The sequence below is a fragment of the Amycolatopsis sp. SID8362 genome (assembly GCF_010550475.1).
GTDB lineage: Bacteria > Actinomycetota > Actinomycetes > Mycobacteriales > Pseudonocardiaceae > Amycolatopsis > Amycolatopsis eburnea.
This window is the reverse complement of record NZ_JAAGNB010000391.1, coordinates 1-10,032: the sequence shown is the minus strand read 5'-3', so window position 1 is coordinate 10,032 and position 10,032 is coordinate 1. Positions and strand designations below refer to the sequence as shown.

General features: G+C 71.2%; 14 protein-coding genes and 1 pseudogene. 3 read left to right on the top strand and 12 right to left on the bottom strand.

Features of this window, described 5'->3' with window-relative positions; genetic code table 11:
• The 5 genes and pseudogenes from G3I65_RS12390 to ruvC all read right to left on the bottom strand — a co-directional run.
• Positions 1-471: pseudogene (locus G3I65_RS12390) on the bottom strand (protein translocase subunit SecD); the annotation flags it as partial.
• Positions 472-689: 218 nt separating this feature from the next.
• Positions 690-1,094, bottom strand: coding sequence for a preprotein translocase subunit YajC (yajC, locus tag G3I65_RS12385; RefSeq protein ID WP_166639998.1), 405 nt, complete (start codon positions 1,092-1,094; stop codon positions 690-692).
• A 119-nt stretch (positions 1,095-1,213) separates the two neighbouring features.
• Positions 1,214-2,281 carry a Holliday junction branch migration DNA helicase RuvB gene (gene ruvB / locus G3I65_RS12380; RefSeq protein ID WP_163046679.1) on the bottom strand — a complete coding sequence of 356 codons (1,068 nt, stop codon included), beginning with the start codon at positions 2,279-2,281 and terminating at the stop codon, positions 1,214-1,216.
• 9 nt (positions 2,282-2,290) lie between these two features.
• Positions 2,291-2,887 carry a Holliday junction branch migration protein RuvA gene (ruvA, locus tag G3I65_RS12375; protein ID WP_160696234.1) on the bottom strand — a complete coding sequence of 199 codons (597 nt, stop codon included), beginning with the start codon at positions 2,885-2,887 and terminating at the stop codon, positions 2,291-2,293.
• Positions 2,884-3,468 carry a crossover junction endodeoxyribonuclease RuvC gene (gene ruvC / locus G3I65_RS12370; RefSeq protein ID WP_160696233.1) on the bottom strand — a complete coding sequence of 195 codons (585 nt, stop codon included), beginning with the start codon at positions 3,466-3,468 and terminating at the stop codon, positions 2,884-2,886. The genes ruvA and ruvC overlap by 4 nt, the downstream gene beginning before the upstream one ends.
• A gap of 75 nt (positions 3,469-3,543) precedes the next feature.
• Between ruvC and G3I65_RS12365 the strand changes: the two genes are divergently transcribed.
• A complete protein-coding gene (locus G3I65_RS12365) occupies positions 3,544-3,984 on the top strand; it encodes a cupin domain-containing protein (protein ID WP_160696232.1) in 441 nt (146 codons plus the stop codon).
• Here the strand turns inward: G3I65_RS12365 and G3I65_RS12360 are convergent.
• From G3I65_RS12360 to G3I65_RS12340, 5 genes are all read right to left on the bottom strand, one after another.
• Entirely contained in the window at positions 3,981-4,532 is a 552-nt protein-coding gene (locus tag G3I65_RS12360; protein ID WP_163046678.1) for a DUF4262 domain-containing protein, read from the bottom strand. The genes G3I65_RS12365 and G3I65_RS12360 overlap by 4 nt on opposite strands.
• An 86-nt stretch (positions 4,533-4,618) precedes the next feature.
• Positions 4,619-5,374, bottom strand: coding sequence for a YebC/PmpR family DNA-binding transcriptional regulator (locus tag G3I65_RS12355; protein ID WP_160696230.1), 756 nt, complete (start codon positions 5,372-5,374; stop codon positions 4,619-4,621).
• A gap of 41 nt (positions 5,375-5,415) precedes the next feature.
• On the bottom strand, positions 5,416-6,033 hold the full coding sequence (gene pdxT / locus G3I65_RS12350; RefSeq protein ID WP_160696229.1) for a pyridoxal 5'-phosphate synthase glutaminase subunit PdxT: 618 nt from the start codon (positions 6,031-6,033) through the stop codon (positions 5,416-5,418).
• A 152-nt stretch (positions 6,034-6,185) separates the two neighbouring features.
• Positions 6,186-6,506: an AzlD domain-containing protein gene (locus tag G3I65_RS12345; protein ID WP_160696228.1), complete on the bottom strand. Its 321-nt coding sequence runs from the start codon at positions 6,504-6,506 to the stop codon at positions 6,186-6,188.
• Entirely contained in the window at positions 6,506-7,198 is a 693-nt protein-coding gene (locus G3I65_RS12340) for an AzlC family ABC transporter permease (RefSeq protein ID WP_160696227.1), read from the bottom strand. Before G3I65_RS12340 ends, G3I65_RS12345 begins: the two co-directional genes overlap by 1 nt.
• A 68-nt stretch (positions 7,199-7,266) precedes the next feature.
• Between G3I65_RS12340 and G3I65_RS12335 the strand changes: the two genes are divergently transcribed.
• Complete coding sequence (locus G3I65_RS12335) at positions 7,267-7,830, top strand: helix-turn-helix domain-containing protein (protein ID WP_163046677.1); 564 nt, start codon at positions 7,267-7,269, stop codon at positions 7,828-7,830.
• Positions 7,827-8,777 carry a toll/interleukin-1 receptor domain-containing protein gene (locus G3I65_RS12330; RefSeq protein ID WP_160696226.1) on the top strand — a complete coding sequence of 317 codons (951 nt, stop codon included), beginning with the start codon at positions 7,827-7,829 and terminating at the stop codon, positions 8,775-8,777. Before G3I65_RS12335 ends, G3I65_RS12330 begins: the two co-directional genes overlap by 4 nt.
• A 62-nt stretch (positions 8,778-8,839) precedes the next feature.
• Here the strand turns inward: G3I65_RS12330 and pdxS are convergent, their stop codons facing one another.
• Together pdxS and G3I65_RS12320 are read right to left on the bottom strand one after the other, a co-directional pair.
• Positions 8,840-9,760 carry a pyridoxal 5'-phosphate synthase lyase subunit PdxS gene (gene pdxS / locus G3I65_RS12325; protein WP_309235420.1) on the bottom strand — a complete coding sequence of 307 codons (921 nt, stop codon included), beginning with the start codon at positions 9,758-9,760 and terminating at the stop codon, positions 8,840-8,842.
• A 90-nt stretch (positions 9,761-9,850) separates the two neighbouring features.
• A partial coding sequence (locus G3I65_RS12320) for a winged helix-turn-helix domain-containing protein (protein WP_160696224.1) occupies positions 9,851-10,032 on the bottom strand: 182 nt, incomplete at its 5' end.

Below are 10,032 nucleotides of genomic sequence, written 5' to 3'. Positions count from 1 at the left end.
CGCGGAGCTGCTCGGCGCGCCGGAGGTCGGGGCGCCCGACGTCGGCGTGCCGGTGGCAGGCGGCGGCGTCGGCTGCGGCGGCACGACCGGCTGGGTCGCGTTCGCGACGACCTTCCGGAAGCCCAGCTTCGCGGTCTTGCCCAGGTTCTTGGCCTGGTCGCCCTGCTCGCCGGGGACCGTGATGACGACGTTGTTGCCGTCGAGGAGGACCTCGGTGCCGCTGACGCCGATCCCGTTGACGCGCCGTTCGATGATCTGGCGCGCCTGGTTCAGGGACTCCCGCGTCGGCTGGCCGCCGTCGGGGGTGCGGGCGGTGAGCGTGACCCGGGTGCCGCCCTGCAGGTCGATGCCCAGCTTCGGGGTCGGCTTGTGGTTGCCGGTGAGGAACACCAGCGCGTACAAGACGATCACGATCAGGGCGAACAGGGCGAGATAGCGTCCCGGGCGGAGATGCCCGGCTGAAGCTGCCACAGTGCTTCGGTCTCCTCGGACGGGGTGGACCCCAACGTTGCGGTGCCCGCCCGGAGGGTTACCGGGAGGGACTGTGTGCGATTCACTCCCGGGCACGGGTATGACGGCGGACACGCACGCAGCACCGAGACACTACTCGGTGCTGCGTGAGCCCGGCGTTGCAGGCCACACCGACTTTCGTCGGGGCTTTCGGCGCGTGCCCGGGAGGGAGCGCGGGGTTACTTCTTGCCGTGCTCCAGCGGCGGCGCCACCTGCGCGGTGGTCTGCGGCTCTTCGGTCTTGACGCTGGCGTCGGACTCGATGATCGACTCCTCGGCGGGGGCCTCCGCCTCGTCGGCGGAGTCCTCGTCGGTCTCGACGACGGGCTCGACCTTCTCGCGGACCGCGAGCCGCAGCCAGGTGGTGACGACGCCGGGGGCGATCTCGATGTCGATCGTGGTGTCGCCCGAAGCGTCGGCGACGGTGCCGTAGAGACCCGAGGTGGTCATCACGCGGTCACCGGGCGCCAGGCTGCTCTGCAGTTCCTGCTGCGCGGCCTGCTGCTTCTTCTGCTTCCGCGTGCTCATCACCAGCGGCACCGCGAGGACGAGCACGAGCAGCAGGGGCAGCAATAGCTGTTGCATGATTCTCCGTTCGACGGACACCGGGCCCAGCCGAAATGTCCGGTTTTTGGGTATGTGCTCCTGTCAAGTGTGCCAGGTACCAGCGCGGACGCCAGCACCCACCCGCCGGTTCCGGCCGCTCAGTCCTGCTCGAACGACGGGAGCCCGCCCAGGCCGGGGCGCCCTGGGTGATCGGCGGGCGGCACCAGCCCGAGGTGCTCCCAGGCGGCCGCCGTGGCGACCCGGCCCCGTGGGGTGCGCGCGAGCATACCGGCGCGCACGAGGTAGGGCTCACACACCTCTTCCACGGTCGTCGCCTCCTCCCCCACGGCGACCGCCAGCGTCGAAATGCCCACCGGCCCGCCGCCGAACGACCTGGTCAGCGCGGTGAGGACGGCGCGGTCGAGCCGGTCGAGGCCGAGCTCGTCGACGTCGTAGACGGCGAGCGCCGCACGGGCGACTTCGAGGGTCACCTTGCCGTCCGCGCGGACCTCGGCGTAGTCGCGGACGCGCCGCAGCAGCCGGTTCGCGATCCGGGGCGTGCCCCGCGAGCGCCCGGCGATCTCCTGGCAGCCGTCGCGGTCGATCGGGATGTCGAGGATCGTCGCCGCGCGGCGGACGACCAGCTCCAGCTCGGTGTCGGTGTAGAACTCCATCTGACCGGTGAAGCCGAACCGGTCGCGCAGCGGCCCGGTCAGCGAGCCCGACCGCGTGGTCGCCCCGACCAGCGTGAACGGCGCGATCTCCAGCGGGATGCTGGTGGCGCCCGGTCCCTTGCCGACCACGACGTCGACCCGGAAGTCCTCCATCGCGAGGTAGAGCATCTCCTCGGCGGGGCGGGCGATCCGGTGGATCTCGTCGATGAACAGGACGTCGCCGGGCGCGAGGTTGGACAGCATCGCGGCGAGGTCGCCGGCGCGTTCGAGGGCCGGGCCCGAGGTGATCCGGATGGCCGCGCCCAGCTCGGCGGCGACGATCATCGCCATCGACGTCTTGCCCAGCCCGGGCGGGCCGGACAGCAGGACGTGGTCGGGCGGCACGCCGCGGCGGCGCGCGCTCTCCAGCACCAGCTCCAGCTGCTCGCGCACGCGCGGCTGGCCGACGAACTCGTCGAGCTTGCGCGGCCGCAGCGTGCCTTCGACGTCCCGGTCGCCGGTCTGGGCCCACGCCGAAAGGGCGTCGTCCTCGTCCACGGCTTCATACTCCACGGCCGCGTCCTACCGCTTCCGGCCGAGGGTGGCCAGTGCGGCGCGCAGCACGCTGGCCGTCGTGTGGCCGTCGCCGTCGGCGAGGACCTTGTCGACGGCCTGCTCGGCCTGCTTGGCCGGGAACCCGAGCCCGGCCAGCGCCTCGACGACCTCCGAGCGGAGCGCGCCAGGCGCGGTGACCGCGGGCGCGCCGTCGGGGCCGCCGAGCGCGCTGACCTTGTCCCGCAGTTCGAGGGTCAGCCGTTCCGCGCCCTTGCGGCCGATGCCGGGCACCGACGTGAGCACGGTGATGTTGCCTTCGACCAGCGCGGCGCGCAGCTTGTCGGGGTCGAGCACGGCGAGGGTCGCGAGCGCGAGCCGCGGCCCGATCCCGGACACCGTCTGCAGCAGCCCGAACAGCTCGCGCGCGTCGGCGTCGGCGAACCCGAACAGCGTCAGCGAGTCTTCGCGCACGACCAGCGCCGTGTGCAGCCGGGCCTCTTCGCCGCGGCGCAGGGTGGCGAGGGTCGCCGGGGTGGCCTGCACGGCGAAGCCGACCCCGCCGACCTCGACCACGACGTGGTCCAGCCCGACCGAGAGGACTTCTCCGCGTACCGACGAGATCATCGTGCTGCTCCTGGGTTCTTCGCCTGCTTCGCCGCGGCGGCGATGCGGGCCTTGTGGGTGCGGGCCATTTCGGCGGCGCGGGCTTCGGCCTCGGCGAGCCGCGCGCGCATCGGCTCCCGCCAGAGGTGGCAGATGGCCAGCGCGAGGGCGTCCGCGGCGTCGGCGGGCTTGGGCGCGACCTCGAGGTTGAGCAGCCGCATCACCATGGCGGTGACCTGCGCCTTGTCCGCGCGGCCCGACCCGCTGACGGCGGCCTTCACCTCGCTCGGCGTGTGGAACACGACCGGCAGGCCGCGGCGCGCGGCCGCGAGCGCGACCACCCCACCCGCCTGCGCGGTGCCCATCGCCGTCCGGACGTTGTGCTGGGCGAAGACGCGCTCGACGGCCACGGCCTGCGGCTTGTACCTGTCCAGCCAGCGTTCGACCTCGTCGGAGATGCCGAGCAGCCGGTGCGCCAGGTCGGCGTCGGGTGGCGTCCGCACCACGTCGACGGCGACGCAGCGGACGGCCCGGCCCTTTCCGCCGTCGACCACCCCCAGGCCGCACCTGGTCAGACCGGGGTCGACCCCGAGCACCCGCACCCGCTTTTCCCTCCGCCGCGAACATCCGTTCGAGTTCGCAGGCTACTGGGCGCGGCCTCCGGCAGGATGGGTGACATGCCGGAGCCGTCGGATTTCGTCACCCACCTGGGTCTTCAGCCGCTGCCCGTCGAAGGCGGGCGGTGGGCGCAGAGCTGGCGCTCGGACACCGGGTCCGCGATCTACTACCTGCTCGTCGCGCCCGAGTTCTCCGCACCGCACCGGCTGGACCGCGTCGAGGTGTACGCCCACCACGCGGGCGCGCCGGCCGCGATGCTGCTGCTGCACGAGGACGGCTCGGTCGAGCGGCCGGTGCTCGGGACCGACGTCGTCGCCGGGGAGCGCCCGCAGGTGGTGGTGCCCGCCGGGACGTGGCAGGCGACCGTGACGACCGGTTCGTGGAGCCTGCTGGGCACCGTCGTGGTGCCGCCGTACACCGACGACTGCGTGGAGTTCGCGACCGCCGCGGACCTCGCGCTGCGGTACCCCGAAGCGGCCGCCGACCTGCGGAAGTTCTAGGGACCGTCGACGCCCGGGGTCCAGCTCTCGGGGTCGCCGCTCTCGGTCAGCACCGGCTGCCACTGCGCGAAGCCTTCGGGAGCGTCCGGGTGCCAGGGGAACTTGCCCTCCGGCGTCGCGACGATCAGCTGCAGCGCCGGGAAGTCGCCGTCGGGGTAGATGAGGAAGGCGGTGCCGAAGTACTCGGGGTAGTGCCCCTTGTTGACCCGCTCGAGGACGACCGGGACGCCGTCGAAGAAGTCGTCGTAGCGCTTGCCGACCTCGAAGATCTCGCCGTTGGCCGCGCGGTCGACGTAGGCGTCGAGCAGCACCTGGCCCATTTGGTCCGGCAGCCCGACCACGACGGCTTCCGGCACGTGGTGCAGCGCCCACGCGCAGGCGGTGAAGCAGTAGCCGGCGCCCTCGTCGTCCGCCGCGACGGTGATGACCGCGTTGCCGCGTTCCTTGGCCTGCCCTTCGATCCAGGCGACGAGACGCTGTTCGTCGGGCGTCAGTTCGGCGGCGAGATCGGCGGAAGCGGCGGGGGTCGTCGAGGTCACGGCGCACATTCTGCCTGACAAGCCCCCGACAGCCCAGTGCCCGGGCCGGAAAGTTTCCGGCCCGGGCACTGATTCCTTGCGAGGCAAGGGAAAACTCAGCCGACTTCGGCGAGCACCTCATCGGACACGTCGAAGTTCGCGTAGACGTTCTGGACGTCGTCGCAGTCCTCGAGGGCGTCGATCAGCTTGAAGACCTTCTTCGCGCCGTCGGCGTCCAGCGGGACGCTGACCGACGGGAGGAACGTCAGTTCCGCCGACTCGTACTCGAACCCGGCCTCCTGCAGCGCCTTGCGCACCGGGACCAGGTCGCCGCCCTCGGAGACGATCTCGAAGCTCTCGTCGAGGTCGTTGACTTCTTCGGCGCCCGCGTCCAGGACCGCCATCAGGACGTCGTCCTCGGTCGCGTCGCCCTTCGGCATGATCACGACACCCTTGCGGGTGAACATGTAGGCTACCGAGCCCGGGTCGGCGAGGGAGCCGTTGTTGCGCGTGAGCGCGGTGCGGACCTCCATCGCGGCGCGGTTCTTGTTGTCGGTGAGGCACTCGATCAGCACCGCCACGCCGTTCGGGCCGTAGCCCTCGTACGTGATGTTCTGCCAGTCGGCGCCGCCCGCCTCTTCACCGGCGCCGCGCTTGCGGGCGCGCTCGATGTTGTCCTGCGGGACCGAGTTCTTCTTCGCCTTCTGGATGGCGTCGTAGAGCGTGGGGTTGCCGTCCGGGTCGCCACCACCGGTGCCCGTGCGGGCGGCCACCTCGATGTTCTTGATCAACCGCGCGAAGAGCTTGCCGCGCTTCGCGTCGAGGTTGGCCTTCTTGTGCTTCGTGGTGGCCCACTTGGAGTGGCCGCTCATCTCTCCTCCATCTGTTCCGTACCCCGGCCGGGCACCGCGTCTCAGGCTGCCTTCCGCACGAGGTCGACGAACAGCCGGTGCACCCGCACGTCGGGCGTCAGCTCCGGGTGGAACGCGGTCGCCAGCACCGCCCCCTGCCGGACCGCGACGATCCTAGCGGTCTCGTCCGCCACGCCGGGCACGCCGCTGACCGTGGCGAGCACCTCGACGCCGTCCCCGGCCTTCTCGACCCAGGGCGCCCGGATGAACACCGCGTGCACCTTTTCGTCGACCCCGGCGAAGTCGAGGTCGGCCTCGAAGGAGTCGACCTGCCTGCCGAAGGCGTTGCGCCGGACGACGACGTCGAGCCCGCCGAGCTGCTGCTGGTCGGGCCGCCCGTCGAGGGTCTGCCGCGCCAGCAGGATCATCCCGGCGCACGAGCCGAAGGCGGGCATGCCCCCGGCGATCCGCGCGCGCAGCGGTTCGAGCAGCTCGAACGTCTCGAGCAGCCGCGACATCGTGGTCGACTCGCCACCGGGCAGCACCAGACCGTCCACTTCGGACAGCTCGGCGGCACGCCGCACGGGCACGGCCCGCGCTCCCGCTTCGGCCAGCATGGCGACGTGCTCGCGCACGGCACCCTGCATGGCGAGCACACCGATGACCGGTTCCGACGACACCCGACCTCCCGAAAGACCTTCCCACCAGCCTAGACGCACTCCCCCGCCACGGTCCCGGCAGGTCAGCCCCGGTCCCCGGACGACAGGAATGGGTCATTCACCACATCCGATGACATGAATGACTCATTCCTGTCATCGGTGCGGCCGGAGTCTCAGGGGACGCCGGCCAGCCGCAGCAGCGCCGCCGTCGCCGCGGCCGCGACGACCACCAGCACGAACGGCGCCTTCCGCCACGCCAGCACGCCCGCCACCAGCACCCCGGCCGGCCGCGCGAAACCCGCGAACCCGTGCCCCTCGGTCAGCGCGCTGACCGCGACCAGCGCCGCCAGCAGCACCACCGCCGCCAGCGCCATCAGCCGCTCGGCCTTCGGCGACAGCTTCACCCGCGTGCGCAGGACCGGCCCGGCGAAGCGGAACGCGAACGTCCCCAGCGCCAGCACCGCCGTGCCGACCAGCAGCTCGACCCCGTCCATCAGCGCGCCTCCTGCAGTTCGGGCTCCTTGGCCGCGATGCCCACGACGACCCCGGCCAGCGCCAGCAGCACCGGCAGCCCGGCGGGCAGGAACGGCGTCGCGACCAGCGCGACGACCACCCCGGCCAGCACCGGCAGCCGCGCCGCCCGGTCGCGCAGTGCCGGGAGGACCAGCGCCAGGAGCACGGCCGGGAACGCCGCGTCCAGGCCGAAGACGTCGGTGTCGCTGATCGCCGTGCCCGCGAACGCGCCCGCGACCACGCCGAGGTTCCAGCAGGCGAACAGGCCGATCCCGCAGGCCCAGTACGCCGCCCGCCGCTGGTGCGCCTCGCGCTGGGCCAGCGCGAACGCGACGGATTCGTCGATCATCAGGTGGCTGCCCGCGAGCCGGCCGGGCCACCGCTTGCCCAGGACGTCCCCGATCGCGAAGCCGAACGGCAGGTGCCGCGCGTTGGCCAGCAGCCCGGCGAGCACGGCGGCGAACGGGTTGCCGCCGGCCGCCACGATCCCGATGAACATGAACTGGGACGCGCCGGCGAACACCAGCAGCGACATCAGCATCGGCAGCCACAGCGGGAAGCCCGAACTCACCGCGATGGCACCGTAGGACACGCCCACGAGACAATCGGCGACGCAGACCAGGCCGATGTCCCGGGCGAGGCCCCGGTCGAGTGTTCGCCATATCGAACGCATGTGTTCTATAGTGAACACCCGGGCCGGTGTTCGTCAAGATGAACAGACAGACCGATGGAGCGAACGGAATGGCACCAGCACCCACGGGCGCACCCCTCGACATCATCGCCGCGTCCCTGCGCCGCGAGCGCACCCGCGCCGGCTTGTCCCTGACCGAGGTCGCGAAGCGCGCCGGCCTGGCCAAGTCGACGCTGTCGCAGCTCGAGTCCGGCACTGGCAACCCCAGCGTCGAGACGCTGTGGGCCCTCGGCGTCGCGTTGGACGTGCCGTTCTCGCGGCTGGTCGAGCCGGAGCGCCCGAAGGTGCGCGTGGTGCGCGCCGGCAAGGGCCCGACGGTGTTCGCCGAGCACGCCGACTACGCGTGCACGCTGCTCTCGGCCTGCCCCACCGGCGCCCGCCGCGACATCTACGTCGTACGCGGCGAACCGGGCACACCGCGGCGCTCCGACCCGCACATGACCGGAGTGGTCGAGCACATCGTGCTCTGCGCGGGCCGGGCGCGCGTCGGCGTCCTGGACGAGCCGGAGGAACTCCTGCCCGGCGACTACATCTCCTACCCGGGGGACGTGCCGCACATCTTCGAGGCCCTGGAGCCGGGGACGTACGGAGTGGAGATTTCGGAGTACGTGTGAGTCACCAGCCGCGCTCGGCGAGGCCATCAGGCGCTGATCTGTTCATTTCGTACGCGCGGACCTCGGCCCCGCATCGAGAGTGGGTTCGCCTGCTCGCCATCCACTTGAAGGCGATCGGGTTCGACGTCCTCATCGACGCTGACGTCGACTACGGCGACAGTCTGACCGGCTTCATGCGGCGCGTCACCGAAGCCGCGCACGTGCTCTTGATCGTCGACGAAAACTACGTCGTACGAGCTGACACGCTGCCGGACTCCGGCGTCGGCATCGAGAGCCGCTGGATCTCCGAGGTCTACAACGACCGGCCGCCGACATGGCTCTCCGTACTGTTCAAAGACAACCTCGGCCGCCGGCTCCCCGCTTGGCTGGCAGACCGGGAACCGAGGGGGTTCCCGTTCGACCACGATGAATCGAAGGTCGATGACTTCCCCGGCTCCGAGCAGATCGAAGACCTCTGGCGCTGGATCGGAGGACTGCCGGCGAACCGCGACAGCGCAGCGTCGATCGCCACTCTGCGCGAGCGTGCGGCGCGCCTGGAGCGACACGCATTGACGTGCGAACCCTCGCAGTACCGGAGCCCCGCACTGACGGGACAGACCCGCTTCGGGTTCGCTGATGCGCCAGACAGCACGTTCCGCTGGGGCCTTCGCACAGCTGAATTCGCCTTGAAGGTCAGCTCACACGGGGCCGACTCGATCTATGTCTACAGCGATCCGGTCAAGGCCGTGGGCGTGGTGAGATCCACGGAATTCCAGGACTCGGACCTGGAGCAGCACCTTACGCCGGGACGCACTGTCGTCGCCCACGTCGGGCAGATCGTGGTCCTTATGAACAACGACGGCAGGCTCGCAGTGGTCGAGATCCTGGATGTGCAGCACGAGCAAACCCTAGGCCCGTACGTTGCACCTCACGTCACCTTCGACTGGCGAGTCGTCGAGACCTCGTAGCGGCGAGGAGCCCCGCAGCCGACCGGCCACGGGGCTCCTCCGACGTCAGGCGGGCACTGCACTCACCAGCCGCGCTCGGCGAGGCGGTGCGGCTCCGGGAGCTCCTCCACGTTGATGCCCACCATCGCCTCGCCCAGGCCGCGCGAGACCTTCGCCAGCACGTCCGGGTCGTCGTAGAACGTCGTGGCCTTGACGATCGCCTCGGCGCGCTGGGCCGGGTTGCCGGACTTGAAGATGCCCGAGCCGACGAACACGCCCTCGGCGCCGAGCTGCATCATCATCGCCGCGTCGGCCGGGGTCGCGATGCCGCCCGCCGTGAAGAGGACCACCGGGAGCTTGCCGTTGGCCGCGACCTCGCGGACCAGCTCGTACGGCGCCTGCAGCTCCTTCGCCGCGACGAACAGCTCGTCCTCCGGCAGCGAGGTCAGCTTCCGGATCTCGGCGCGGATCTGACGCATGTGCGTCGTCGCGTTGGAGACGTCGCCGGTGCCGGCCTCGCCCTTGGAGCGGATCATCGCCGCGCCCTCGGTGATGCGGCGCAGGGCCTCGCCGAGGTTGGTCGCGCCGCACACGAAGGGGACCGTGAAGGCCCACTTGTCGATGTGGTTCGCGTAGTCGGCCGGGGTCAGGACCTCGGACTCGTCGATGTAGTCGACGCCGAGGGACTGCAGGACCTGCGCCTCGACGAAGTGGCCGATGCGGGCCTTCGCCATGACCGGGATCGAGACGGCCTCGATGATGCCGTCGATCAGGTCCGGGTCGCTCATCCGGGCGACGCCGCCCTGGGCGCGGATGTCGGCGGGCACGCGCTCGAGCGCCATGACCGCGACCGCGCCGGCGTCTTCGGCGATCTTGGCCTGGTCGGCGGTGACCACGTCCATGATCACGCCGCCCTTGAGCATCTCGGCCATGCCGCGCTTCACCTTGGCGGTGCCGGTGACGGACTGGACGGTGCCACTGGGGGTGGTCTGCTGCTCGGACACGACGGGGCCTTTCCACAAGAAGAACAGGGGGTGACGAATCCGAGGGTAGGTCGGCGGTGGACCCTTCAAGCAGGCCAGTACGCGGCTATCTCAGCAGTCCACTTCCGGCACGCCGCCGACCAGGACTTCCGCGGCCCGCGTGCGTGCGTAGAGCACGTGACGTCCGGCACGGTGGCCGCTGACCAGGCCCGCGGCCTTGAGCGCGCCGAGGTGCTGCGACACCGCCCCGGCGCTCAGGCCGGTCCGGCGGGCCAGCTCCGCGGTGGACGCCG